This window comes from Agrobacterium sp. LR_9 (genome assembly GCF_041954855.1).
GTDB classification, from domain to species: domain Bacteria; phylum Pseudomonadota; class Alphaproteobacteria; order Rhizobiales; family Rhizobiaceae; genus Agrobacterium; species Agrobacterium leguminum.
The window spans coordinates 1-25,292 of sequence record NZ_JAVAYA010000023.1; the positions used below are offsets into that span (position 1 = coordinate 1).

Below are 25,292 nucleotides of genomic sequence, written 5' to 3' on the forward strand. Positions count from 1 at the left end.
AGAAAACCCAGGACTCTCCCGAAAACTGGAGGGAGATTGGGTCTCAGGTCAGGCGCTTGTGAGTGATCGCGATCTGGATATGTTCAGCGGATGAGAATCGCTTCGTGCCGGGTCTACCTATTTAGAAGCTCAGGTTTCGTCGCGTCCGGCGATACCGTGGATCCACTCGCGCTTGAGGGTCCCACCTATGCCGGCAAGCGCCTGCCGAATGTGGCGCGCCACACCGGCTCGCTCTTCCTTGCCTACGATGTCGGCGAGGTCGGTCCGAACGGCAATACGCTGCGCGTCGGCGGCGGTGTGCGGGCGGTGGGTGAGCGCGCCGGCATCAACGATAATTCATACAATCTGCCGGGCTATGCGGTCTTCGACGCCTTCGCCACTTACACGCTTCAGTTCGAAAAGCCGGTGACGCTGCAGCTCAATCTGAAGAACATCTTCGACAAGACCTATTACACCTCGTCCATCGGCTCCACCAGCTATGCCAATGCCGTAGGCGAGCCCTTCAATGTCAGCCTGACGGCCAGCGTGAAGTTCTGACATCGCCAGTCATGAGAGCGGGGTGAGCGCCCCGCTTTTACTTCCACATGGCGCGCATCCGCGCACCCACATCAATGCGGATCTGCTGCGCGCTGCGCTCGGAAGCGGCGGCCGACACCAGTGGCCAGGTTGCCGTTTCGAAGAATTGCAGCAATGTCGCCGGGATGAAGCGGGTTCTTGCGGCGTAGACATGCCTGTCGCCCTGCTGGTTCTGCCCGCCGGTGAAGAAACGTTGCGGCGTGATCAGCGCGAGACTGTCCTTGGCGCGCGTCATGGCGACATAGAGCAGCCGGCGTTCTTCCTCCAGTTCCTGGGTGGTGCCGACCCCGAGATCGGAGGGAATGCAGCCGTCGACCACATTCAGGATGAAGACGGAACGCCATTCCTGGCCTTTTGCCGAATGGATGGTGGAGAGGCTGAGATAGTCCTCGTCAAGAAGCGGCACGCCGGCCTGATCGCTGGTGGCGTCCGGCGGATCAAGTGTCAGCTCGGTCAGGAAGCGCTCGCGTGAGGGGTAGCCGCCGGCGATCTGCTCGAGTTGCAGCAAATCGGCCTTGCGGGTGTCCGCATCCTCATGGATGCGTTCCAGATGCGGTTCGTACCACAGCCGCGCCTGCCCGATCTGGCCCGGCCAGTCGTTCGGCGCCTGTCGCAGGCCCACCAGCATTTGCGTGAAGGTTGTCCAGTCGTCGCCGGTCTTCGGCGGCGGCGGAATTTCGGCAAGGGCAAGCAGCGGCTCGGGGTCTGTCGCAATCGCATCGAGAATATTGCCGGCCTTCTTCGGACCGATGCCGGGCAGCATCTGCAGCAGCCGGAAACCGGCGACGCGGTCGCGCGGGTTCTGCGCGAAGCGCAGCACGGCCAGCATGTCCTTCACATGGGCGCTGTCGAGGAATTTCAGGCCGCCGAATTTGACGAAGGGGATGTTGCGGCGGGTCAGTTCCACCTCGAGCGGGCCGCTATGGCTGGAGGTGCGGAACAGCACGGCCTGCTGTTTCAGCGTCATACCGGTTTCGCGGTTGGCGAGAATCTGGTCGATGATGAAATTCGCCTGTTCGGTCTCGTCCTTCACCGTCACGAGTTTCGGGCGATCCAGCGACTGCCGCTCGGTCCAGAGGTTCTTGGTGAACCGCTCGCGCGCCAGATCGATGACGCCGTTGGCGGCCGCAAGGATCGGCTGCGTCGAGCGATAATTGCGGTCAAGCGTGATGATGTCGGCAGCAGGGCTGAAGGAAGCCGGAAAATCGAGGATGTTTCGCACCGTCGCCGCCCGGAAGGAATAGATCGATTGCGCATCGTCACCCACCACGGTCAACCCGCGGCCACCGGGTTTGAGCGCCATCAGCACCGAGGCCTGTAGCCGGTTGGTATCCTGATATTCGTCGACCATCACATGGTCGAAGCGGTTGCCGATATCGTCTGCAAGGACGGGATCGCTGACCATCTGGGCCCAGTAGAGCAGGAGATCGTCGTAATCCAGCACGTTCTGGACCTGCTTGGCCTCCACATAGGCTGCAAACAGTTCCTTAAGTTCGTTCTCCCAGTTGGCGACCCAGGGATAATGCTGGCGCAATATCTCCTTGAGCGGCGTCTGGGAATTTACCACGCGCGAATAGATCGCGAGACACGTACCCTTCGTTGGAAAGCGGCTTTCGGTTTTGGAAAAGCCCAGCTCGTGCCGGGCGAGGTTCATCAGGTCGGCGCTATCCTCGCGGTCGTGGATGGTGAAATCGATGTTGAGCCCGATCTGCTCGGCATAGATGCGCAACAGGCGCGCGCCGATGCCGTGAAACGTGCCGGACCAGGCCAGCGCGTCTGTCATGATTGCCGAATTCGCCCCGATAACGTGTTTGCAGATACGCTCGACCCGTCGCGACATTTCCGTGGCGGCACGTCTGGAAAACGTCATCAGCAGAATGCGGCGGGGATCGGCGCCATTCACAATCAGATGCGCAACACGGTGGGCGAGCGTATTGGTCTTGCCCGAACCGGCCCCGGCGATGATCAGCAGCGGCCCAGCCGTGTGCCCGTCTGCCAGCCCAACGCCATGCTCCACCGCCCTGCGCTGCTGTTCGTTGAGCTTTTCCAGATAGGCAACCGCCATGCCAGCAATCCTTAGATAACCTGCCTGTCCTCACGGGTGAGAACCTTCTTGTTCAGAGATGGCAGTCGTCGGAATGTCCGGCCATTGTCTGCCCTGTCGTCGCAATGATTAGCAAAGACTCAAACAGCAATCCAGAACAAATGCTGAACGCATTGTTCCGGTGGTTTGAACGCAGTCGGTGGTGAAATTTATCGGCCCAAAAGGTCGCCCGCGAAATCCCCGAAATTGCGCCACGGGAGAAGGCGGGGCGGCCGTGGATGGGCCGCCCGGTGTTGCCGTCGGGCGGTGATCGTTACAGGAAACTGCTTTCGAACAGCTCGCCTGAATAGGCCGAATGGGTAACGCCTGCTTCAAGGTCGGCCTTGGTCAGCTCATCGACAAAATCGCCGTTCTGCATGACCAGCACACGGTCGCACATATGGGCGATCACCGCGAGGTCGTGGCTGACGAGAACGAAGGTGAGGTCGCGTTCTTCGCGCTGGTCGGCAAGCAGGTTCAGGATTTCCGCCTGGATGGAGACGTCGAGCGCGGATGTCGGCTCGTCGAGCAGCAGGATCGGCGGTTCGAGGATCAGCGCGCGGGCGATTGCCACGCGCTGGCGCTGGCCACCGGAAAGTTCATGCGGGAAGCGCTCGGCGAAATGTGCGGGCAGGCCCACCTGTTGCAGGGCGGCAGGCACTTTCGACCAGCCATCGCCAAGTCCCATGGCGCGGATCGGTTCGGCGAGCGCCCGGCCGATGCGGTGGCGCGGGTGCAGCGAACCGTAAGGGTCCTGAAACACCATCTGCGCCAGTTTCAGTTCGTCGCGACTGCGGGTCTTGCCAACCGGTTTGCCGTTAAAGCTGATGGAGCCGGTCCAGCCGGCCTCCAGCCCCGCCAGCGACCGCAGCAAGGTCGACTTGCCGCAGCCGCTTTCGCCGACGATGCCGAGCGTTTCACCCCTGTTGACCGTGAGGCTGACGCCGCGCACGACGTGATTGCGGTTTTCCTTCGCGCCATAGACGACGTCGAGCTTGTCTACCGTGATCATCGCATCACCTCCGCATCGATGGCCTGACGGTCCAGCACCTTGAGACGCCGCACCGGATTGCGGGGATCGGGCATCGCCGCGATCAGGCCCCGCGTATAGGGATGTTGCGCATTCTCCAGCTTCGTCAGCGTTTCCACGACGCGCCCGCCATACATTACCAGCACGCGCTCGCAGAAGGCCGCGACCATGCGGATGTCATGGCTGATGAGGATCAGGCCGGAATTATTCTCCCGCACCATCTCGTCCAGAAGCAAAAGCACATCCTTGCGGACGCTGACATCGAGGGCCGAGGTTGGTTCGTCGGCGATGACCAGCTTCGGCTTGGCGAGCAGCATCATGGCGATCATCACGCGCTGGCCCATGCCGCCCGATATCTGGTGCGGATAAAGCGCCATCACGCGGTCGGGATCGTTGATGCGCACTCGCAGCAACATGTCCCGTGCTGCACCTCTCGCTGCCTTTCCGGTCAGCGCCAGATGCAGTTCGGCGGCCTCTGCCACCTGCTTTCCGATGGGCAGCACCGGGTTCAGCGAATAACGCGGGTCCTGCATGATAAGCGCCATTTCGCTGCCGCGGATTGCGCCCATCTGCCGCTCGGATTTTTCGAGCAGCGGCTCGGACAGGAAATCCATCCGCTCCGCTGTCACCGTGGCGCTTTTCGGCAGGAGCCGCATGGCGGCCCGGCCGGTGGTGGATTTTCCCGAGCCGGACTCACCGACGATGCCGACCCTTTCGCGCCCGACATCGAAATTGACGTTGGACACCGCCGGAATGGTGTTGCGGCCGAAACGGACATTGAGGTCGCGGACCGAGAGGATGGGGGAACTATCAGGAACGGGCATGACGCGGATCCAGAAGGTCGCGCAGCGTATCGCCGGCGATGTTGAAGGCAAGGCTCGTCAGCAGGATGGCGATACCGGGCATGACGGCGACCCACCAGTAGTCGAGCATGAACTTGCGGCCGCTGGAGATCATCGCGCCCCATTCCGGCAGCGGCGGCTGGGCTCCGAGACCAAGGAAGCCGAGTGAAGCGGCCGTCAGGATGATGCCGGCCATGTTCAGCGTCAGGCGAACGATGACGGAGGGAATGCACATCGGCGCAATGTACAGAAACAGGATGCGCAGCGGCGAGGCGCCATAGAGACGGGCGGCGGCGACGTAGTCTGTATTGCGCACGACAAGCGCTTCCGCACGGGCAAGACGCGCAATCGGCGGCCATGCCGTCAGCGAGATCGCGATGATCGCCGTGCCGAGGCCGGCGCCCATGGCGGCCGCAAAGGCAAGCGCCAGCACGAGCGAGGGGAAGGACAGGACGATATCGGTCGCGCGCATGAGGATCGCGTCGGTTCGTCCGCCGAAGAAACCGGCCATCACGCCAATGGCAAGGCCGATAGGGCCGACGATGACCGAGACCGACAGTACCGTCTGGATGGTGATGCGGGTGCCGTAAACAAGCCGGCTGAAAATGTCGCGGCCGAATTCGTCGGTTCCGGCCAGATGTGTCCAGCTGGGAGGCTGGAGCGCGTTTTCGAGCGCCTGGCGCGCAGGATCGTAAGGCGCGATGAGCGGTGCGAAAATGGCGACCAGAACCAGAATGGCCAGAATGGCAAAGCCGAACATTCCAAGCGGTTCGTCCGCGAGCTTTCGAAGTGTCCGCGCGGTGGTAGTCGAGATGCGCGACAGGGCGCTGGGACGGTCAACGGTATTGTTGTGCGCGATATCGGTCATCGTGCGGCCTCCCGTGTACGGGGATCGAGCGTGGTGTAGGCCAGATCGGCGAGGAAGTTGAGCAACATGAAAATGAAGCCGATGACGATTGTGGCGGCCAGAATCGCATTCATGTCGCCGATGAGCAGTGCATTCGTCATGTATTGGCCGATGCCGGGCCAGGAGAAGACGATCTCCGTGACCACGGCGCCTTCCAGCAGGTTGCCATAGGAGATCGCCAGCACGGTGATGAGCTGCACGGCGATGTTGGGCAGCACATGGCGGGTTATGGTGCGTGCGGGGCTGACACCCTTGGCCCGTGCCGCGATGACATAATCCTGGCTGAGCTGTTCGAGGGTGAAAGCCCTCGTCATGCGGGTAATATAGGCCATGGCCATATAGGCGAGGATGATCGCCGGCAGGATGATGTGTCCAAGCGCGTTCCAGAAGATTTCCGTCTCGCCCGCAAGGAGGGTGTCGACGAGCATCAATCCCGTCTTCGGCTCAACGAGGCCTTCGTAAAAGACATCGACCCGGCCGGGGCCGGCGACAAGGTTGAGATTCGCGTAGAAAATCACCAGCCCGACGATGCCGAACCAGAAGACCGGTATCGAATGTCCCACCAGCGCAAACACGCGCGCGAACTTGTCGATGAAGGTGTCGCGGAAGAGGGCGGCGGCGAGACCGAGTGGGACGCCGACGACCGTCGAGATGATGATCGCCAGCGTGGCGAGTTCGAAAGTGGCGGGGAAAGCCTGCGCCAGATCGCGGGTAACGGGGTTGCCGGTCAGGATTGCAATGCCGAAATCGCCATGCAGCAGCCCGCGCAGATAGATGAAGAATTGCTGGTAAAGCGGCAGGTCGAGCCCCAGCCGCGCTCGCATGGCCTCATAGGCCTTGGGGTCGGCAAGTTCGCCGACGATTGCCCCGACCGGATCGCTCGGCATGACCCGGCCGATGATGAAGGTGATGCAGAGCAGGATGAAGAGGCTGACAATCAGTTGCAGAAAACGATGTCCAAGCCCGCGCAGTGAGATTTCCGTCATTGCTGGCCGCACTTCCCTGTGAGAACGCCGTCAGCGGCCGAGGCCTTGCGCGCTGCTCGCGGCAGACGCGCAATTCTCCTTTGCAAAAACTCTTGATGGTACTTCATCCCAACTCCTCCCTGAGCTAACATGAAAACATATGATGTGCGGCTATGTCATAATATGAGTAGCGAAGGGATTCGCATTCTGCAAGGGGGAAGAGTGGCATGATGGGCGACAAAGCAAGGCCGCGGGAGAGGCGGGCACAACAGATCATCGATAATCTCAGCGCAGAAATTCGCAGTGGAAAACTGAAAAACGGTGATCAACTTCCTACCGAACCAGAGCTTGAACGCAGCTACGGCGTGAGCCGCACCGTGGTTCGCGAGGCGATCGCGGATTTGCGTTCCGCCGGCTATGTCGTTCCCATCCAGGGCAAGGGTGTTTTCGTCAGCAATGCCAGCGAATGGGCCGGCGTGAAACTGACGCAATCCGAAGTCGGAACCATTGCCGAAACGCTGGAAATGCTGGAGTTCCGGCTTGCGACGGAAGGGGAGGCGGCGGCAATCGCCGCCTATCGCCGCACCGCCCAGCAGGAGGCCGCAATCTCTGCGGCGCATCGGAAAATGGCCCGCGCCATCGATGCGCGTGAAACCACCGTCGATGCCGATTACGAGTTTCACACGGCCATCGCGATCGCCACGAATAACCGCTTTTATCTGGAGGCTCTGCGTCAGTTCGGCTCGCGCTCCATACCGCGCGGGCAGTTCCCGACGCTGCCGGAAACCGGCGATGCGAATTATCTTCGCAAAGTGCAGGCCGAGCACGAGGCAATCCTGCGCGCCATCGTCGAACAGGATCCGGAAGCGGCGCGAAAAGCCATGCGCGAACATATGCTTGCGAGCCAGCGCCGATACAGGTTGCTATCTGAGGCGCAATAGCATCTCGACACTCATCTTATTTCATGCGATGTCATATGATGACTTGCATGGAGAGAGGAGAGAATCGATGTATGTCGGCACCCAGGTTGCTGCGCGCGATGACGAGGATTTTAAGGTTTGGGCGCAGCTCGGCGTCAAAAATATCAACGCGGATCCACCCGGAAAGCCCGCGAGCTGGACTTTCGAAGACTTTGAGCGCCACCGTGACAAGGTCGAAAGCTTTGGCCTCGTTCTCGACATGGTGCAATTGCCGCTGCCGTCACGGCCCATCGAGCAGGCGTCGTATCCCGATATCTTGCTTGCCGGCCCTGATCGCGACCGGCAGATCGATGCCGTCTGCACGATGATAGAGAATATCGCCAGGGCCGGAATCCCTGCTGCGAAATACAATCTCAACCTCATCGGCATTCCGCGCACAGAAATGGAGCGCGGCCGCGGCGGCTCGCTCAATGAAGCCTGGCGCTGGGACAAGGCGGACCATGATGCACCGCCGGGTCTCGCGGGCGTTCTTTCCGAAGACGAGAACTGGGAACGCATCGACTATTTCCTCGAGCGTGTGGTGCCGGTGGCCGAAAGCAACCGCGTGCGCCTGGCATGCCATCCGCATGATCCCTATACCCCGCCGGGCTACAGGGGCGTCACCCGCGTTCTCGGCACGGTCGAAGGGCTGAAGAAATTCGTGCAGATGCGCGAGAGCCCCTATCACGGCCTGAATTTCTGCCAGGGGTCGATCGGCGAAATGCTCGACAATCCGCGCGAGGAAATCGACGACATCATCAGGTGGTTCGGCAGCCGCGACAAGATCTTCAACGTCCATTTCCGCAATATCAGCGGCGGCAAACTCTCCTTCATGGAAACATTCCCCGATGAGGGCGACATGGACATGGTGCGTTCGCTGAAACTCTATCACGAACTCGGCTATCGCTACATGATCATGCCAGACCATGTGCCGACGATTGCCGGGCGCGATGCCGTCGGTGTCGCTTTCGCCTTCTGCTACGGCTACATCGCCGCGCTTATAGAAGCGCTTGATAACAAACATCTTTGACCGTTCTGGCCCGCGACGCCCCGCTGCGTCGCGGGCTTTTTCCCAAACGTGAATTACCGATCTGTAGGAGGAGCAGGTATGAGAAAATCATTGATCCGTCTCGCATTCACCACGGCCCTTGGCGCCATGCTGGTGCAGGCAGCGCCGGCCGTGGCCAAAACACCGAATGACCAGCTTGTCATCGGAACCTCGCTGGCTCAGGTGCTGTCGCTTGATCCGCATCAGGCCACCGAAGGAAAAGCCAACGAAATCATGTCCAACCTCTATGACCGTCTGATTTCGGTCGATGGTTCGGGCAAGGTTTCACCGCAGCTTGCCGAGCGCTGGGAGATAGATGACAAGGGCATCACCTTCCATCTTCGCGAGGCCAATTTCGCCTCGGGCAATCCGGTAACCTCGGCAGATGTCGTCTATTCGCTCAGCCGGCTGTTGAAGATGAACCAGGCGGCCGCAGCCAACCTCAAGCGCGTTGGTTATAATGCCGATAATGTCGACAAGCTGGTGAGCGCGCCGGATGAAAAAACGGTACGCATCGATCTTTCCGGCGAAACGACGTCCGAGCTGCTTCTTTACCGTCTGGCCATGGTCATCGCCAGCGTCGTCGACAGCAAGGAACTCAAGTCGCATGAAAGCAGTGGCGACTGGGGCAATGGCTGGCTGAGAACCAATTCCGCCGGCTCCGGCCCCTTTACGCTCAATCGCTGGTCACCGAATGAGATCATCATTCTCGAGGCCAACAAGAATTATGTGGCCGGCAGCCCGAAAATGCGCCGCGTCATCGTGCGGCATGTGCCGGAAAGCCAGGTGGAGCGCCTGATGCTGGAGCGTGGCGATATCGACATCGCCAGTGCGCTGACGGCTGCCGACCTTGCAACCTTCAACAACAAGGAAGGCTTCCAGATCCAGCGCGTGCCGACGGGCGGCTTTTACGTCCTGTCCATGAATGCCGGCAAGGAACCTTTGTCCAACCCCAAGGTCCGCGAAGCGATTGCCTATGGCATCGACTACAAGGGCATGGAAAAGACCATCATGGGTCCCTATGGCCGGGCGCGCACGGTGCCGGTGCCGGAAAACTTCGAATACGCCATTCCGAGCCCGGACTGGAAGCTCGATGTGGAGAAGGCGAAGGCGCTCCTCAAGGAGGCCGGTTATGAGAACGGCTTCACGCTTAATCTGAAGACGATTGCGCAAACGCCGCGTATCGATCTCGCCACCGCGATCCAGGCCTCACTCAGCCAGATCGGCATCAAGGTCAATATCCAGCAGGGTAACGGTTCGGACGTGATTGCCGCCCACCGCGCGCGGGATTTCGATCTGCTCATTCCGCAGACCGGCGCCTATATGCCGAATGTGCTGGGCTCGATGGAGCAATTCTCCAGCAACCCCGACAATTCGCTGGCCGCCAACAACGCCGGCAATTTCGTCTGGCGCTCGGCCTGGGACATTCCTGAACTGACGGCGCTCACGGCAAAGGCTTCGCTGGAGCCGGACGCCAAGAAGCGTGGAGAAATCTACACCCAGATGCAGGAAATGTTCGTCGCCCAGAAGCCGGCGGTGCTGCCGATGTTCGAGAGGTTCGAGCCGATCGTGCTGAATGCGCGCGTGAAGGATTATGTGGGCCACCCCAGCCAGACGACCCGGCTGGAAAAGGTCACGAAGGATTAAGGGCAAACTATAGTCTTTGGAACCTGCGACGGGCGGTTTTACCGCCCGTTTTTTTATCGGCGGTTAGGTCCGTACCCCTGAAAGCGTCCTCCATGACGCGCCTCCGGCTCTTCGCGGAAACGAAACTAGTCGCAGCAGGTGATTGTCGCACGCCATCCAGTAATTTCAGGGGGTTTTCTCAAGGACTTCATCGGTTTAGACCGACCGATGACTATTCCTTCCATCGGGCGAGAGTCGTGAACTCCGCTCACCCACCTCCCGAAGAATGCGTTGATGACCATGAACCTTGCACAGATAAAACTTCCGTCTCGGCCGCTGAGCCTCAAACGTGGCGTCATTTCAGTGCCGGCAGCCTATTATTTTTCCGTTCCGGTGCTTCTGGTCATCACGGCCGTCATGCTCGTCGCCGAAGGTCCGGGCATATTGCGCGACTATCAGATCAGCAAAGATCCGCTGGAGATTGAAAACGGCGATATCAGCGGTAGCTGCAAGACGCGCAAGGCAATCTTCACGACCTGTGAGGCGGATCTTTCCTATGACCATGCGGGCGTGAGCTACAAGAAGGATGTCGAGGTCATGTTCGTCGATTTCCATTCCGGCGATTATGAAACCGGACTGGTCATCTCCGCGAAGAACCCGGAGCTCGCAACGATTTCGCTGGGCCTCGACATGCTCTGGAACCGCATCATCACACTTGGGGTGTTCGTTGCCCTGCTCGGCTTCGGCAGTTTGGCGATGCTGTTCACGCTTATCCGGGTCCTGCGGGTTCGCCTGGAGCTGCGCAAGCCCGCACCGTTGACCCTCATTCCGGTGGCGCTGACGGCGGTTGCCGAAAAACGCAGCCGTCTCTTCGTCACCTATGCCGATACGGTCAGAGAAGACAAGACCAAGCGGCAGTCCTTCACCCATCTGGAGAGGGGGCGAATCCCGGTCGTCGTTGGCCATAACGGAAAACACGATGTTGCGTTGGCAGTCTGGCACGGCAAGACCGCGCTGCCGGTTCTGCTCGACGACCGGCTGGAGCGGATCGAGCTATCGGAGCAGGAAAGGGCGGAGGCTCTCGCATCGCTTGCCCCGATGCTTGCGAACCAGACACCGGAGGGCGCCTCGGCTCCGGGTGCGACGAGTGCGAAAGGGCCGAGCCTCCTGCGCAGACTGGGGACTTTCGTTGCCATCGTGGCCGTCATCGTCGTCGCGGTTATCGGTTACTGGCTGTGGTACGTCACCAGCGCCCCGTCGCAGTTCAACTCGCCCGGCATGGACCTCAACAACATGATGCCCGCAGCAATTAACGAGTGGGGATGCGCCCGTCTGCAGGAGCGTTTCTCCGATGGCCCGGCGCCTTTCGGATGCGCCGCAGCCGATTATCGAAGCTGGAAATAAACGGCTTTTCCTATAGTCCCGGCCGGGCCGCGCGCGAAAAAGCTTACGGGCTGCCGCGTGCGGCCCGTTCCTTTCTGTACGTTGCAGGACAGATCGTTCCATTTATCAATAGTTGCATTAGAGATTTATAAATAAACCACTCCCATAGTGCCACCGTGAGCGGTTCTTCAGAGGCTGGGAGAGTGCGTCATGTTCACGGTTCTGGAATGCGTTGCCGTACAACACGACCGGGCGGTCGTGCTTCTTGCGGCTGTTATCTGCCTGCTTGGCATGTTTGCTTTTTTTCATCTTTTATTGCGCGCGGAGGAAAGTCCGGCTGGCCGCAAGCCCTATTGGGTGCTGGTTGCCGCCTTTGCCGGAGGGCTCAGCGTCTGGGCCACGCATTTCGTCGCCATGCTCGCCTATAAGGGCGCGGTCCCGATCGGTTATGATTTCGCCTTCACGGCGTTTTCGGCGGTTCTTGCGGTTTTCGGTTTCTGGCTGGCGCTCACCAGCCGTTCGCAGGCCGCTTACAGCCCTGCGATCGCCGGCACGCTGGTCACGCTGTCGGTTGCTGTCATGCATTTCGTCGGCATGGCGGGAATGGATGTCGCCGCCACGATCAGCTATCGGTGGGGGCCGGTGCTGGGTGGTTTTGCGGTTGCCTGGGCGTTTTTTCTGCTGGCCTTTTTCCTTTTTCGCCGCCTCGGCTCCTGGCAGCGCATCGCCGCGCCGGCTGGATCGGCGATTTTCGCGATCTGCGCGCTGCATTTCACGGCCATGTCGGCCACGGTGCTTTCGCCGGATCCTTCCGTATCGGGGCCTGATCCCGACAATGTCGCCCGGCTGATCATGATCTGCGCCATTTCCGGCGTCACGTTCCTGATCCTGTCCACCACTGCTGCGGCTGCTCTTGTGGATCGTTACCTTGTCGATCTCAAGGGTCTTGTGGATGCGACGCTCGATGGTCTCGCCGTCGTTCGCGATGGGCGGATCGTGGAGCTTAACACCCGTTTTGCCGGCCTTCTGGGCCGGGAGGAAGCGTCGCTGGTCGGACAAAACCCCGACGATCTCTTCAAGGCCATCGACGGGCAACCCGCTTATCTGCCGCGCCATGCACCGGTGGAGGCGGTGCACGAGCGTGCCGGCCAGGCGCAAATATTCGAGCTCGGCGTACGCACGATCGAATATCGCGGCCGCCCCTGCGAGGTGATGGCCATTCGTGACCTGACGGAAAAGCGCGAAGCGCAGCGGGAAATCGAATATCTCGCCCGCCACGACGTCCTGACGGGCCTTTCCAACCGCACCATGTTCCAGACCCGTCTTCACCAGCAGATCGAGCATTGCGACGAGGAGGACGAATTCGCGCTGCTGGCGCTCGACCTCGACCGGTTCAAGGCGGTCAACGACATATTCGGCCATGCCGAGGGGGATCGCGTTCTGAAAAAGGTCGCCGCCATTCTCGATGAATGCGCAAGGGCAGGGGATGTGGTCGCCCGTCTCGGCGGCGATGAATTCGTCATCCTGACTACCCGGCACACCAGGGCGGAAGAGGCGCGCCTGCTGGCCGAGACGATCCTTGGCATGTTCGCACTGAAGATGAATGTTGCCAACGATCCGACCTCCGTTGGCGTCAGCATCGGCATCGCCGTCTTCCCGCGGGACGGAAAGGACGATGAAAGCATCATGCACGCCGCCGATCTGGCGCTCTACCGCGCCAAGATGGGCGGGCGCGGCATATTGGCCTTCTACGACCCGGTGATGGACCAGGAGGCGCGCGAACGCCGCCAGCTCGAAACGGATCTGCGGCTTGCCATCAATCGCAACGAGTTGCTGTTGAATTATCAGCCGGTGCTGTCAGTCGAATGCGGCCAGGTCGTGGGATACGAGGCGCTGGTTCGCTGGCAGCACCCGACACGGGGCGTGGTGCCGCCGGATGTCTTCATTCCGATTGCCGAAGAGAGCGGCATCATCATCTCGCTCGGCGAATGGGTGCTGCGCGAGGCCTGTCGTCAGGCGGCCGGCTGGGCGCCGCACCTGAAGATCGCGGTGAACGTTTCGCCATTGCAGTTTTCGCTGGCCAATCTCGGCCATGTCGTCTGCACCGTGCTGATGCAGACCGGGCTTTCGCCCAACCGGCTGGAACTGGAAATCACCGAAGCCGCGCTTCTGAAAGACCGAAAGGCGACATTGATCATCCTCAACCAGTTGAAGGCGCTCGGCGTCGCCATCGTCATGGATGATTTCGGCACGGGTTATTCCTCGCTCAGCAACCTGCAGAGCTTCCCCTTCGACAAGATCAAGATCGACCGCAGCTTCATCGCCGCCATGAGCGACGATGACAATGCCCGCGCCATCGTGCGCGCGGTGATCGGCCTCGGCCGCAGCCTCGATCTGCCGGTGACGGCGGAGGGAATTGAAACGGATGCGCAATACCGCATGGTGGTCGACGAGGGTTGCGCGCAGGCGCAGGGGTACCTCTTCGGCAAACCGGATGCCGCGCCCGCCCAGGTCGTCAGCGCAACCACACGGAAGAAACATTCCGTTTGATAAAAGATGCGGCGGCACAATGGTGTCGTTGCCCTCCTTTCCCATGTCCGATGGAACGAGAGCCAAGGCAGATCGTTAGGTTAGCGTGTGGCGCGTCCATGCCGCTGTCAGCCCGACCGGGCGATATGCATGCTGTGTCAGCGAATGCGCCACGGATGGACATCTATCTATGGGAGAGACCGCGATGACAGACCGCCTCGAGCCACAGGACCCGCGCAGCCAGTATCCGCGCCCGCCTTTTTCGACCCCAACCCAGGAAATGCCGGGTCTGGTAACGAATATGACGCCTTTCCCCGATCATGGCGAAAAAAGCTACAAGGGCACCGGCAAGCTTGCAGGGCGCAAGGCGCTGATAACCGGCGGCGATTCAGGCATTGGCCGTGCGGTGGCCATCGCTTTTGCAAGGGAAGGCGCGGATGTGGCGATCTCCTATCTTCCGGAAGAAGAATCCGACGCGGAGGAAGTCGTGGCGCTCGTCGAGGCGGAAGGCCGCGTGGCGGTCGCGCTGCCCGGCGATATTACCGACGAGGCCTGGTGCCGCGAACTGGTCGAGAAAGCGGCCGGTGATCTCGACGGGCTGGATATTCTGGTTATCAACGCGGCAAGGCAGCAATATCGCGACGATATAGAGGAACTGTCGACGGACGATTTCGACCGCACCATGAAAACCAATCTTTATGCCCTGCACTGGATTGCGCAGGCGGCTGTTCCCCATCTCAAGCCGGGGTCGTCGGTAATCACCACGGCGTCGATACAGGCCTATGAGCCCTCCGCCATCCTGCTGGACTACGCCACGACGAAAGCCGGTATCGTCGCCTATACGAAAGCGCTTGCAAAGCAGCTTATCGAAAAGGGTGTGCGCGCCAATTCCGTCGCTCCCGGCCCGTTCTGGACGGTTCTTCAGCCGAGCGGCGGCCAGCCGGACGAGAAGGTGAAGAATTTCGGCAAGGACAGCGATTTCGGCCGCCCGGGACAGCCGGTGGAACTGGCGCCCGTCTATGTGCTGCTGGCATCGCAGGATGCGAGCTTCATCAATGGCGAGGTTTATGGCGTGACCGGCGGCAGGGGCATTGCCTGAGGCGATGTCCGCCAATGCCGGATGGGCCTTTGAGGATTTCGAGATGAAACGGCAGGCAGAACGTGCAGACAGAAGTTTGAAGAGCTTCGATGTTCGCGACCGGCTGATACTGGCGCTTTATGCGCAGTTGAAAGCGGAGCGTCAGACCCGTGAGGCCATGGAATGGGTTATCCGCAATGGCGGGCTGTCGCCGGAGGTGCTGGAAGCCATGGCGTCCGACCCGGTGCCGGTTCTGGCGGAGGCGGATGTGCCCGCCATCGAGCGCATTCTGGCCAAGGGCCGACGCGGAGACATGTCCTCCCGCAGCGATGACGAGGGACGACGGACATGAACCGGAGAGCGAGCTGGAGGGGCCATCTGAGCTTTGCCGATTTCAACTGCGAAGTCGGTCTTTATTCCGCACTGACCTCGGCGGAGAAAATCTCCTTCAATATCGTCAACCGCAAGACCGGCCACCGCGTCGAGCGGCAATATGTCGATAGCGACACCGGCGAGGCGGTTCTTCGCGACGATCAGGTCAAGGGATACGAACTCGATAATGGCGACCATATCGTCATCGAGGGAGACGAGATTGCGAAGCTGATGCCGGAAAGCGACAAGGTCATCCGCATCAGGCACTTCCTGCCCTGTGACGAGATCGACAAGCTTTATTTCGACAAGTCCTATTATCTCGCGCCGAGCGGGGAGGACGGCGAAGAGGCGCTGACGCTTCTTGCCAGGGCAATGGACGATGAGAATGTCGCAGCTCTCGGCGAAGCGGTGCTTTTCCGCCGCAACCGTGTCCTGCTGATCCGTCCGAGCGGTAAGGCTCTCGTCGCCACGACGCTGAATTTCAGCTACGAGGTCCGTTCGCAGACATCTGTCTTCAAGTCGATCCCCGATATCGAGTTCGATGAGGAAATGCTGGAGCTGGCCGGTCACATCATCGAAAAGCGTGCGGGCACATTTGACCCGGCAGACTATAGCGATCGATATAATGATGCACTCGCAGAACTCGTGAAAGCCAAGATCGAAGGCCGGGAAATCGCCAAGCCGCCGCCGCGCAAGGAAGACAATATCATTGATCTCAAGGAGGCCCTGCGTCGCAGCGCGGGGGCCGAAGCGGGCAGCAGAAAAAGGGCGACGGCAGGGGGCCGGAAGGCCCCGCGGAAAGCGAGCTGATCCATGGGATTGCAGACCTATAACGCCAAGCGCAGTTTCGACAAGACGCCGGAGCCAAAAGGGACGACGGCCGAACAGCAGGGCTCGAGCTTTGTGATACAGAAACACGATGCCCGCCGTCTGCACTATGATTTTCGGCTGGAAATGGACGGCGTGCTGAAAAGCTGGGCGGTGACGCGCGGCCCGAGCCTCGATCCCGAGGACAAGCGCCTTGCCGTACACGTCGAGGACCATCCGCTCAGCTATGGCGATTTCGAGGGCGTCATCCCGAAAGGACAATATGGGGGCGGCACCGTGATCGTCTGGGATCGCGGCACCTGGCAGCCGATCGGCGACGCCCGGAAAGGTTATCGCAAAGGCCATCTGGAATTCGAACTGGACGGCGAAAAGCTCAAAGGCCGATGGCATCTGGTACGCATGCACGGAAAGCCCGGAGAAAGCCGGGAGAACTGGCTGCTTATCAAGGGCGATGACGAGGAGGCGAGGCATAAGGGCGGCGCAGATATTCTCGAAGAACGGCCGGAATCCGTAAAGACCGGGCGCAGTGTCGCGGAAGTTGCAGCCAAACCGAAGGATACATGGAACTCCAAAACGGTATCGAAAAAGACCGTGGCTTCTGCCTCCGGCAGGAAACAGGCGCATGCGCTGCCAAAAGGCGCACGCAAACTGGCCATGCCATCTTTCGTGCCGCCGGCGCTCGCCACGCTCAAGCCGAAACCGCCCAACGGAGATCGCTGGCTGCATGAAATCAAATTCGACGGCTATCGTCTGCAGGCGCGGGTCGATCGGGGCAAAATTCAACTGCTGACCCGCAGCGGGCTGGACTGGACGGAGAAATTCGGCCGGGCCGTGACAGGAGCGCTCAGGGCGCTGCCGGTGGAAACGGTGTTGATCGATGGCGAAATCGTCGTCGAACGGGATAACGGCGCCTCCGACTTCTCCGCCTTGCAGCAGGATCTGAGCGAAGGGCGCAGCGACCGCTTCGTATTTTATGCCTTCGACCTTCTTTACCTCGATGGCAGCGATCTGCGCGGTGCGGCATTGAGCGAGCGAAAGGCGCTGCTCGAAAAGTTGCTGCCGGCGGGTGACCCTCATCTGCGTTACAGCCAGCATTTTGAGGAAAGCGGCGCGCTTGTTCTGGACCATGCCTGTCGGCTCAGCCTCGAGGGTGTCATTTCCAAAGTCAGGAACAGCAAATATGTTTCGGGCCGCAAGGGCGAATGGGTAAAATCCAAATGCTCGATGCGACAGGAATTCGTCATCGGCGGTTATACCGTCTCCTCGACATCCGACCACGCGATCGGATCGCTGGCGCTCGGCGTTTATGAAAATGGCAAGCTGCGCCATGTCGGCCGTGTCGGGACAGGTTATACGGGTGAAGTGGCGGAGATGCTGCTCGGCCGGCTGAAGCCGCTTGAGCGCAAGGAAAGCCCGTTCGGTGAGAAACTCACCGCGCTTGCCCGCCGCGATCTTCATTTCGTCAAGCCGGAACTGGTGGCGGAAGTGGAGTTTCGTGCATGGTCTGGAGATGGCAATCTGCGTCACGCCTCCTTCCGGGGGTTGCGCGAAGATAAGCCCGCAGCAGAAATCGAACGCGAGGAGAAGGCCGTGTCCGATACCCAGGCGCCGCAATCGAAGATCAAGTTCACCCATCCGGACCGGCTTTATTGGCCGGAGGACGGCGTGACGAAGGAGGGGCTTGCCGACTATTATGCGCAGGTCTGGCGGCACATGGCGCCCTTTGTCGTTAACCGGCCGCTGGCATTGTTGCGCTGCCCGGAGGGCATAGAGGGGCAGCGATTCTTCCAGAAACACGCCTGGCGCGGCATCAACAAGGCCGTCGAGCAAATCAAGGATCCCAAGGACAAGGGCGGAGAACCGCTGATCCGCATCACCGATTTTGATGGCCTGATGGCGCTCGTGCAATCCGCCGCGCTCGAAATCCACCCATGGGGCGCGACCACTGCCAATTGGGAAAAGCCGGACATGATCACCATGGATATCGACCCCGGCGAGGATGTGGCATGGGAAGAGGTGATCGAAGCGGCGCTGGAGCTGAAGCGGCGTTTCGAAGAAGCCGGGCTTGCCGCTTTCGTCAAGACCTCCGGCGGCAAGGGGTTGCATGTTGTCGCACCCTTGAAGCCGCAGGCGGGCTGGGCTCCGGTCAAGGCCTTCGCCAAGGCCATGGCGGCGGATATGTCGAAGGCCGAGCCTGAGAAATATCTCTCCGTCGCCACCAAGGCGAAACGGCAGGGCCGCATTTTCATCGACTATCTGCGCAATGGCAGGGGCAATACGGCGGTTGCGGCCTATTCGACCCGTGCCCGGCCGGGAGCCGCCATTTCAGCACCGCTCGAATGGTCGGAACTCACTGCCGAGATCGGCCCGGCCCATTTCACCGTCAACAATATCGGAGCGCGTCTTTCCGCGCTGAAAAAAGACCCTTGGGATGGATTTTTTGCCGCTGCCGAGCCGCTTCCGAAAAAGTCCCGCTGAAGGCGTCGAGCCTCAGCTTCTCTTTTCGGAAGCAAGGCTTTTCTTCAGGGCGTCCATGATGTTGATGACATTGCCCCCGGCGCGGGCCTTCGTGCCGGTTTTCTTTTTCGAGGAGGAGACCTCGTCGCCCTTGGTCTTCAGCAGGGACTTGATCTTCTTCTGAATGGGGTCCTGCACCAAAGCCGGTTTCCAACCCGTCACCTGTTTGCCGATGCGTTTTTCCATGGCGTCCAGCAGCGGCCGGTCGATTTTCATCTTCGGCTCCAGCGCGTCAATGCTTTCGCGCACCTCTTCGCCATAATGCAGCGTCCACAGGATGATGCCTTTCCCCGACGGTTCGAGGAGCACAGCCCTTTCGCGACGGTAGATTACGAGGCGCGCAATACCGAAAACATCGTTCACCTTCATGGCTTCGCGAATGACGCTGAAGGCTTCGGTGCCGATCTTGTCTTCCGGGCGCAGAAAATGCGGACGGTCGTACCAGATCCAGTCGATCGATCCTTTTGGCACGAAGGTCTTGATATCGATCGTGCGGGTGCTTTCCAGCGCTACCGCATCGATCTCGTCATCCTCCAGAATAATGTAATCGTCCTCGGCGCGGGGAAAACCTTTTACCTGGTTTTTGGCGGCGACCGGTCGGTGGGTGATGCTGTCGACATAACGGCTTTCGACGCGATTGCCGGTTTTGCGATTGAGGATGTGGAAGGTGTATTTGTTGCCTTCCGTCGTCGCGGGTGTCAGCGAGACGGAGGCCGTCACCAGCGACAGCTTGAGATAACCCTTCCAGAAAACCTGCCGTGCCATGTCCGCGATCCGCATTGGTCCCCCGGAACAACAGCCACGGGGTGGCTTTTGTTCCGGGAGGAGCGGCAAATCGGGGCAGGGATGGAGCGTCAGCCGAACAGCGACGTCAGCCCGTAAACCGCGGCGGAGATCAGCGCAGCCGCCGGCATGGTCACGATCCAGGCGATGACGATATTGCCGGCAAGGCCCCAGCGCACCGCCGAGACGCGGCGGGCAGCGCCGACACCGACGATGGCGCCGGTGATCGTGTGGGTGGTGGAGACCGGAATGCCGAGCCATGTTGCACCGAACAGCGTCAGCGCACCGCCGGTTTCGGCGCAGAAACCCTGCATCGGGTTCAGCCGGGTGATCTTCGATCCCATCGTATGGACGATGCGCCAGCCGCCGAACAGCGTGCCGAGCGCCATGGCCGACTGGCAGGAAATCACCACCCAGAAGGGCACGTAGAAGCTCTCGCCCAGATGTCCCTGGCTGAAGAGCAGCACGGCAATGATGCCCATGGTCTTCTGCGCGTCGTTGCCGCCGTGTCCCAGCGAATAAAGCGAGGCGGAGATGAACTGCATCACGCGGAAGGTGCGGTCTACGGCAAAGGGCGTCTGCCGCACGAACAGCCAGGAGACGGTGAGCACCAGAAGCAGGGCGAGGAAGAAGCCGATGGCTGGCGACATGAAGATGGCGCCCACGGTTTTCAGCAGGCCCGACCAGACGATGGAATTGAAACCCACCTTCGCAAATCCAGCACCGACGAGCCCGCCGATCAGCGCGTGCGACGAGCTGGAGGGAATGCCGAAAATCCAGGTGACGATGTTCCAGACGATGGCGCCGATCAGCGCCGCGAAGATCACCTGCGGCGATACGATGGCCGGATCGATGATGCCGGTGCCGAGCGTTTCGGCCACATGCAGGCCGAAGAACAGGAAGGCGATGAAGTTGAAGAAGGCCGCCCAGGCGACCGCATATTGCGGGCGCAGCACACGGGTGGAGACGATGGTGGCGATGGAATTGGCGGCATCGTGCAGACCGTTCAGAAAATCGAAGAACAGCGCGATGGCGATAAGGCCGATTAGCAGCGGCAGGGCAAGTGCGACATCCATCAGACGTTCTCGATAACGATGCCGCTGATCTCGTTGGCCACATCCTCGAAGCGGTCGACGACCTTTTCGAGTTCGCCGTAGATCTCGCTGCCGATCATATAGGCCATGGCATTGCCGCTTGCGCCGTGGCGGCGGAAGAGGTCCTTGAGACCCAGATCGTGAAGTTCGTCGGAGCGGCCTTCAACGCGGGTCACCTCTTCGGAGATGGATGACAGGCGATGCGCATTCGTGCCGACCTTGTTGAGAAGCGGAATGGCTTCCGCGATGAGGCCGGCGGCGCGCACGATCTCATGACCCATTTCCTTCATCAGCGGATCGAATTCCGTTTGCTCGAAAAGACGGATGGTCTTGACTGTCTTGTGCATCATGTCGATGGCGTCATCCATCGACTGGATGAGATCCTTGATGTCGCCGCGGTCGAAGGGGGTGATGAAGCTGCGCCTGACGGCGAGCAGCACCTCGCGGGTGATGTCGTCCGCCTGATGTTCGAGGGCGACGATAAGGTCGCAGTTCTTCTCGACGTCGATGCCGCTCAAAAGTTGGTCAAGGGCCTCGGCCGCTTTGATGACGGTTTCGGAATGTTTGCTGAACATGTCGAAGAAACGGTCCTCGCGCGGCATCAGCTTGCGAAAAATACTCATCATGCGAATTGGCCCTCAATGGCGCTTTATTAGTTGTGGGGGGTGATTGTCATAAAACTGTCATAAATGCACGCGGGGCATTGATGCAACCCGGAAAATCAGCACTATCAACGGATATGAAACCCACCAAGAAAAGCCGGAAAACCCGCCCGGCTCGTGCACTGACATTGCTCCAGCAGCTTGCTGCGGTTCCGGAAAAGCTCTTCACCGGCGCTTTCCGGCAGCAATATGCCGCGCTCTGCTTCCGTTATGCCGGCAACGGCGAGGATGTCGAAATCCTCCTCGTCACGTCTCGTACCAGCGGACGCTGGATCATTCCGCGGGGCTGGCCGATGAAACGCAAGAAGCCGCACGAGGCGGCGGCAATCGAGGCGTGGGAGGAGGCCGGCGTGCGGGGCCGGGTGAAAAAGAATGCGGTTGGCCGCTATACCTATCTCAAGATGCTAGACAATGGCGATGTCGTTCCCTGCATGGTCGATGTGTTCCAGATAGAGGTGACGGAGGCGGAAACCAGTTTCAAGGAACGCGGGGAACGCCTGCTGGAATGGGTGCGCCCGGATGAGGCGGCAAGGCGCGTTCGCGATATCGAACTGAAGTCGCTTCTTGTCGATTTTCGTCCGAAGGGCAAAAAGAAGCGTCAGGGCAGCGAGAGGCCGTAACAGCACCCGTCCGGCATCCGCTGCTGTGCCCAGGACTGTAATGCCGCCGCAATGGGCGATCTCCAACCTTGCCTGATGATTGTCGTCAGGTGCCGTTGCATGAAACCATGTCGTCTCGCTCTCCGCTTTTTATTGCATTATCTCCATCCCATCATCGTCCTCGCCGTGCTTCTGGCGGGGCCAGCCGCCATTCTCCTGCTGAGATGACGGCAGTCCTTTGGATGCAAACCGGCCTTTTCAGGCCGGCTGCTTCTGGGAAGGTTGCGCCTGATGGTTCGAATGCCCCGTTCCGTCCGGCGCTTTCGGCAACAGGCGGGTAAAACGCCTGACGATGCTGTCTATATAGGACAGGATGGTCGGCACCACGATCAGGGTCAGCAGCGTGGAACTGATGAGGCCGCCAACCACCGCATGGGCCATCGGCGCACGCTGCGCGCCACCGCCGCCGACGGCGAGACCGAGCGGGATCATGCCGAAGATCATCGCGAGCGTCGTCATGATGATCGGGCGGAAGCGGATGACGCCAGCATTTTCCAGCGCCTCGTTCAGCGAAAGCCCACGCCGCCGCTCGCGATTGGCGAAATCGACCAGAAGGATGCCGTTCTTGGTCACGAGGCCCATCAGCATGATGAAGCCGATCAGCGAGAACATGTTGATCGTGCTGCCGGCCACCATCAGCCCGATGAGGACGCCGACAAGCGAAAGCGGCAGGGACGCCATGATGGCTAGCGGTTGCATGAAGCTGCCGAATTGCGAGGCGAGCACGATGTAGATGAAGATGACGGCCATGGTAAGCGCCGTGACCATGTGGCCGATGGTCTCCTGCATGGTTTCGGCGTCACCGCCGAAGCGGATGCGATAGCCGTTCGGCAGGTCACGACCGGCGGTCAGGCCCTGCAACGTCTCCGTCACCTCGCCAAGCGTGCGGCCGGCGATATTGGCCGAAACCAGTATCTCGCGGCGATTGTCGATACGGCGGATTTCGGCGAGGGCCGGCATGACGCCGATATCGGCGACTTGGTCGAGACGCACCATCAGCGGCGCGCCGTTCGCGGCCGTGCGGCCGGTTGCGATCATCAATTCACCGAGACCTGCCGCGTCGGACCGCCGCTCGACGGGCAGGCGGATGACGATATCGTAGCTGTTGCCGTCCGCATCCGTCCATTTCGACACATCCTCGCCGCCGATGAGGGGGGAAAGCGCTGCGGCAAGATCGGAGCGGGCAATGCCGAGATCGCTCGCCGCCGCGGGCTTCAGACGGACCGAAAGAATGGAGGTCACATCTTTGGCGCTGGAGGTCACATCCACGAGGCCGGGGATTTTCTTTATGTCTTCGACCAGACCGGTGGCGATTTTTTCGAGGACCGCCCGATCGTCGCCGAGGATGCTGAGCTGCACCGGGCTTTCGCCGCCGCCAAAGCCATTCTGCAGGATCGTGACCTCTATGCCCGGTATGGCTGACAGGCGTTTGCGAACCGGTTCGGCAAGGGAGAGTGGAGTCCGGCTCCGCATGTCGAGCGGCACCAGCCCCACCAATATGGCGGCCCGATGCTTGCCGGCGGCGCCGCCGGTATTGACGGTGGAATAGAGCGTCTCGACTTCCGGAAATTCCTTCAGGGCCTTCTCGACCTGCCGCACCTTCGTTGTCGTATAGTCCAGCGAGGAGCCGACCGGCGCGGTAATATTGACCTGAAAGCGGCCCTCATCGGCATTCGGAACGAATTCCGTGCCGACCAGCGGCACCATGAACAGGCTGCCGATAAAGATGCCCGACGTGACTAGCAGGGTGACGAGCCGATGCCGCAGGGTCCAGCCGATTGCCTGGCGATATTGCCCGGCCATCCATTCGAAGCCGTGGTCGAAACGGGCGATCAGGCGGCCCACCTGCCCGCGCTTCGCATCGGGCTGGGCGTCCGGATCGTACCAGACGCTGGACAGCATCGGGTCGAGCGTGAAGGCGACGAAGAGCGAAATCAGGACGGCGGCGGAAACGGTGACGCCGAATTCGTAGAAAAACCGGCCGACAATGCCGTCCATGAAGGCGACCGGCAGGAAGACTGCCACGATTGTCGCCGTTGTCGCGATTACCGCAAGCCCGATTTCATTGGTGCCGTCGAGGGCCGCACGCAGGTGGGATTTGCCCATGTGAAGATGGCGGGTGATGTTTTCGCGCACCACGATGGCGTCATCCACCAGAATGCCGATGGAAAGCGTCAGCGCCAGCAGGCTGAGCGTATTGAGCGTGAAGCCGAGGAAATGGATCACCGCGAGCGTGCCGATTATTGCGATTGGCAATGTCAGCCCGGTAATAACCGTGCTGCGCCAGGAGTTTAGAAACAGGAAGACGATGGCGACGGCGAGCGCCGCACCTTCTATCAGCGTCGTCCGTACCTGACTGACGGATTCGCGGATCGGTATCGATGAATCCGTGACGACGCGCAATTGCACGTTCTGCGAGGCAAGCTCGGCATTGAGCGCATCGAGGCGCTTCCTCACATCCGTCGCGACCTGAACCGTATTGGCGTCCTGAACCTTGACGATGTCGATCGCCAGTGCCGTCTGGCCATTATAGAGGGCGCGGTTTTCGGCATCGGCCGCTCCTTCGGAAAGTGTGGCGACATCGCGAAGCGGAATGGCCGCGCCGCCGCGCCTTGCCACGACCATATCCAGCAGCGCCTGCGGCTCCTCGATACGCCCCTGCACCTGGATCGTGCGTTCGGAGACGGGATCGACGACGCTTCCGGCCGGGCTGTTGCCGTTGCCGGTGCGCAGCGCATTCACCACCTCGTTGATGCCGATCCCGAGGGCGCGCATGCGCGTCTCGTCGATTGTCACATCGATCTGCCGTTTGCGCGCGCCGACCAGCGTTGCCTGGCCGACGCCGGCAACCGTTGTCAACTGCCGCACCACCTTCTGGTCGGCAAGGCTGGTAAGGGCGGGCACATCGAGCGATGTCGAACTGATCGCTACGGAAAGGATCGGCTCGGCGGCGGGATCGAACCTCGATATGACAGGCTTTTTGGCGTCTTCCGGAAAATTCGCCTCGATGGCGGCGATCTTGTCACGCACCTCCTGCGCGGCGGCTGAACTGCGGACCTCGAGCTTGAATTTCGCGACGACGACGGAGCGCCCCTCATAAGAGGTGGAGGTGACCTCATCGAGACCGCCAATGGCGTTCAGCGCATCCTCGACCGGGCGTGTCACCTCGGTTTCCACCGTCTCCGGCGTGGCACCGGGATAAGAGGTGACGACCACCACCACGGGAACGTCGACATTGGGATATTGGTCCAGCCCAAGCCGTTGCAGGGAGAAGGCGCCCATAACCAGAAGCGCCACCATCATCATGGTGGCGAAAACGGGATGGGTAACGGATATGCGGGTCAAGAACAT

General features: G+C 60.6%; 20 protein-coding genes. 11 read left to right on the forward strand and 9 right to left on the reverse strand.

The window, feature by feature from the left end; all coding sequences use genetic code 11:
• The first annotated feature begins 90 nt into the window (after nt 1-90).
• Nucleotides 91-537, forward strand: coding sequence for a TonB-dependent receptor domain-containing protein (locus RAC79_RS21055; RefSeq protein WP_374997495.1), 447 nt, complete (start codon nt 91-93; stop codon nt 535-537).
• A 37-nt stretch (nt 538-574) separates the two neighbouring features.
• On the opposite strand, the gene RAC79_RS21060 is transcribed toward RAC79_RS21055, so the two are convergent.
• The 5 genes from RAC79_RS21060 to RAC79_RS21080 form a co-directional block, all read right to left on the reverse strand.
• Complete coding sequence (locus RAC79_RS21060) at nt 575-2,641, reverse strand: ATP-dependent helicase (protein ID WP_065657638.1); 2,067 nt, start codon at nt 2,639-2,641, stop codon at nt 575-577.
• A gap of 292 nt (nt 2,642-2,933) precedes the next feature.
• Complete coding sequence (locus RAC79_RS21065) at nt 2,934-3,671, reverse strand: ABC transporter ATP-binding protein (RefSeq protein WP_020809290.1); 738 nt, start codon at nt 3,669-3,671, stop codon at nt 2,934-2,936.
• Nucleotides 3,668-4,513, reverse strand: a complete 846-nt coding sequence (locus RAC79_RS21070; RefSeq protein WP_065657639.1) for an ABC transporter ATP-binding protein — start codon at nt 4,511-4,513, stop codon at nt 3,668-3,670. Before RAC79_RS21070 ends, RAC79_RS21065 begins: the two co-directional genes overlap by 4 nt.
• Entirely contained in the window at nt 4,500-5,399 is a 900-nt protein-coding gene (locus RAC79_RS21075; RefSeq protein WP_020809292.1) for an ABC transporter permease, read from the reverse strand. Before RAC79_RS21075 ends, RAC79_RS21070 begins: the two co-directional genes overlap by 14 nt.
• On the reverse strand, nt 5,396-6,424 hold the full coding sequence (locus RAC79_RS21080) for an ABC transporter permease (protein WP_003521789.1): 1,029 nt from the start codon (nt 6,422-6,424) through the stop codon (nt 5,396-5,398). The genes RAC79_RS21075 and RAC79_RS21080 overlap by 4 nt, the downstream gene beginning before the upstream one ends.
• Before the next feature lie 206 nt (nt 6,425-6,630).
• Between RAC79_RS21080 and RAC79_RS21085 the strand changes: the two genes are divergently transcribed.
• From RAC79_RS21085 to ligD, 9 genes are all read left to right on the forward strand, one after another.
• Entirely contained in the window at nt 6,631-7,344 is a 714-nt protein-coding gene (locus RAC79_RS21085) for a FadR/GntR family transcriptional regulator (protein ID WP_003521787.1), read from the forward strand.
• Nucleotides 7,345-7,411: 67 nt separating this feature from the next.
• On the forward strand, nt 7,412-8,392 hold the full coding sequence (locus RAC79_RS21090; protein ID WP_065657640.1) for a mannonate dehydratase: 981 nt from the start codon (nt 7,412-7,414) through the stop codon (nt 8,390-8,392).
• 126 nt (nt 8,393-8,518) lie between these two features.
• Nucleotides 8,519-10,057 (forward strand): ABC transporter substrate-binding protein, encoded by a 1,539-nt coding sequence (locus RAC79_RS21095; RefSeq protein ID WP_223215586.1) that lies wholly within the window; start codon nt 8,519-8,521, stop codon nt 10,055-10,057.
• A 279-nt stretch (nt 10,058-10,336) separates the two neighbouring features.
• The gene (locus RAC79_RS21100) at nt 10,337-11,440 is read left to right on the forward strand and encodes a hypothetical protein (RefSeq protein WP_065657762.1); all 1,104 of its coding nucleotides are present in this window, start codon (nt 10,337-10,339) and stop codon (nt 11,438-11,440) included.
• A 189-nt stretch (nt 11,441-11,629) separates the two neighbouring features.
• Nucleotides 11,630-13,969, forward strand: coding sequence for an EAL domain-containing protein (locus RAC79_RS21105; RefSeq protein ID WP_065657641.1), 2,340 nt, complete (start codon nt 11,630-11,632; stop codon nt 13,967-13,969).
• 184 nt (nt 13,970-14,153) lie between these two features.
• Entirely contained in the window at nt 14,154-15,047 is an 894-nt protein-coding gene (locus RAC79_RS21110) for an SDR family oxidoreductase (protein ID WP_065657642.1), read from the forward strand.
• A gap of 43 nt (nt 15,048-15,090) precedes the next feature.
• Nucleotides 15,091-15,378, forward strand: a complete 288-nt coding sequence (locus tag RAC79_RS21115; protein WP_065657763.1) for a hypothetical protein — start codon at nt 15,091-15,093, stop codon at nt 15,376-15,378.
• Nucleotides 15,375-16,208, forward strand: coding sequence for a Ku protein (locus RAC79_RS21120; RefSeq protein WP_065657643.1), 834 nt, complete (start codon nt 15,375-15,377; stop codon nt 16,206-16,208). Before RAC79_RS21115 ends, RAC79_RS21120 begins: the two co-directional genes overlap by 4 nt.
• Nucleotides 16,209-16,211: 3 nt before the next feature.
• Nucleotides 16,212-18,704, forward strand: coding sequence for a DNA ligase D (gene ligD / locus RAC79_RS21125; protein ID WP_374997496.1), 2,493 nt, complete (start codon nt 16,212-16,214; stop codon nt 18,702-18,704).
• Nucleotides 18,705-18,716: 12 nt separating this feature from the next.
• Here the strand turns inward: ligD and RAC79_RS21130 are convergent, their stop codons facing one another.
• The 3 genes from RAC79_RS21130 to RAC79_RS21140 form a co-directional block, all read right to left on the reverse strand.
• Nucleotides 18,717-19,508: a Ku protein gene (locus tag RAC79_RS21130; RefSeq protein ID WP_174037837.1), complete on the reverse strand. Its 792-nt coding sequence runs from the start codon at nt 19,506-19,508 to the stop codon at nt 18,717-18,719.
• Nucleotides 19,509-19,597: 89 nt separating this feature from the next.
• Entirely contained in the window at nt 19,598-20,602 is a 1,005-nt protein-coding gene (locus RAC79_RS21135) for an inorganic phosphate transporter (RefSeq protein ID WP_003521775.1), read from the reverse strand.
• Nucleotides 20,602-21,246 (reverse strand): DUF47 domain-containing protein, encoded by a 645-nt coding sequence (locus tag RAC79_RS21140; RefSeq protein WP_080858014.1) that lies wholly within the window; start codon nt 21,244-21,246, stop codon nt 20,602-20,604. The genes RAC79_RS21135 and RAC79_RS21140 overlap by 1 nt, the downstream gene beginning before the upstream one ends.
• Before the next feature lie 113 nt (nt 21,247-21,359).
• Here RAC79_RS21140 and RAC79_RS21145 point away from each other — a divergent pair, with 113 nt between their 5' ends.
• Entirely contained in the window at nt 21,360-21,902 is a 543-nt protein-coding gene (locus RAC79_RS21145; RefSeq protein WP_059758602.1) for an NUDIX hydrolase, read from the forward strand.
• A 237-nt stretch (nt 21,903-22,139) separates the two neighbouring features.
• Here the strand turns inward: RAC79_RS21145 and RAC79_RS21150 are convergent, their stop codons facing one another.
• The gene (locus RAC79_RS21150; protein WP_374997497.1) at nt 22,140-25,292 is read right to left on the reverse strand and encodes an efflux RND transporter permease subunit; all 3,153 of its coding nucleotides are present in this window, start codon (nt 25,290-25,292) and stop codon (nt 22,140-22,142) included.

Excerpts from the sequence above, each read along its gene's own strand:
- RAC79_RS21070 (WP_065657639.1), bottom strand. The coding sequence starts at position 4,513 with ATGCCCGTTCCTGATAGTTCCCCCATCCTCTCGGTCCGCGACCTCAAT.
- RAC79_RS21150 (WP_374997497.1), bottom strand. The coding sequence starts at position 25,292 with ATGTTCTTGACCCGCATATCCGTTACCCATCCCGTTTTCGCCACCATG.
- RAC79_RS21110 (WP_065657642.1), top strand. The coding sequence starts at position 14,154 with ATGACAGACCGCCTCGAGCCACAGGACCCGCGCAGCCAGTATCCGCGC.
- RAC79_RS21060 (WP_065657638.1), bottom strand. The coding sequence starts at position 2,641 with ATGGCGGTTGCCTATCTGGAAAAGCTCAACGAACAGCAGCGCAGGGCG.
- RAC79_RS21055 (WP_374997495.1), top strand. The coding sequence starts at position 91 with ATGAGAATCGCTTCGTGCCGGGTCTACCTATTTAGAAGCTCAGGTTTC.
- RAC79_RS21095 (WP_223215586.1), top strand. The coding sequence starts at position 8,519 with ATGCTGGTGCAGGCAGCGCCGGCCGTGGCCAAAACACCGAATGACCAG.
- RAC79_RS21085 (WP_003521787.1), top strand. The coding sequence starts at position 6,631 with ATGATGGGCGACAAAGCAAGGCCGCGGGAGAGGCGGGCACAACAGATC.
- RAC79_RS21105 (WP_065657641.1), top strand. The coding sequence starts at position 11,630 with ATGTTCACGGTTCTGGAATGCGTTGCCGTACAACACGACCGGGCGGTC.
- RAC79_RS21120 (WP_065657643.1), top strand. The coding sequence starts at position 15,375 with ATGAACCGGAGAGCGAGCTGGAGGGGCCATCTGAGCTTTGCCGATTTC.
- RAC79_RS21080 (WP_003521789.1), bottom strand. The coding sequence starts at position 6,424 with ATGACGGAAATCTCACTGCGCGGGCTTGGACATCGTTTTCTGCAACTG.
- RAC79_RS21140 (WP_080858014.1), bottom strand. The coding sequence starts at position 21,246 with ATGATGAGTATTTTTCGCAAGCTGATGCCGCGCGAGGACCGTTTCTTC.
- RAC79_RS21100 (WP_065657762.1), top strand. The coding sequence starts at position 10,337 with ATGAACCTTGCACAGATAAAACTTCCGTCTCGGCCGCTGAGCCTCAAA.
- RAC79_RS21090 (WP_065657640.1), top strand. The coding sequence starts at position 7,412 with ATGTATGTCGGCACCCAGGTTGCTGCGCGCGATGACGAGGATTTTAAG.
- RAC79_RS21065 (WP_020809290.1), bottom strand. The coding sequence starts at position 3,671 with ATGATCACGGTAGACAAGCTCGACGTCGTCTATGGCGCGAAGGAAAAC.
- RAC79_RS21145 (WP_059758602.1), top strand. The coding sequence starts at position 21,360 with ATGAAACCCACCAAGAAAAGCCGGAAAACCCGCCCGGCTCGTGCACTG.
- RAC79_RS21115 (WP_065657763.1), top strand. The coding sequence starts at position 15,091 with ATGAAACGGCAGGCAGAACGTGCAGACAGAAGTTTGAAGAGCTTCGAT.
- RAC79_RS21135 (WP_003521775.1), bottom strand. The coding sequence starts at position 20,602 with ATGGATGTCGCACTTGCCCTGCCGCTGCTAATCGGCCTTATCGCCATC.
- RAC79_RS21130 (WP_174037837.1), bottom strand. The coding sequence starts at position 19,508 with ATGGCACGGCAGGTTTTCTGGAAGGGTTATCTCAAGCTGTCGCTGGTG.
- ligD (WP_374997496.1), top strand. The coding sequence starts at position 16,212 with ATGGGATTGCAGACCTATAACGCCAAGCGCAGTTTCGACAAGACGCCG.
- RAC79_RS21075 (WP_020809292.1), bottom strand. The coding sequence starts at position 5,399 with ATGACCGATATCGCGCACAACAATACCGTTGACCGTCCCAGCGCCCTG.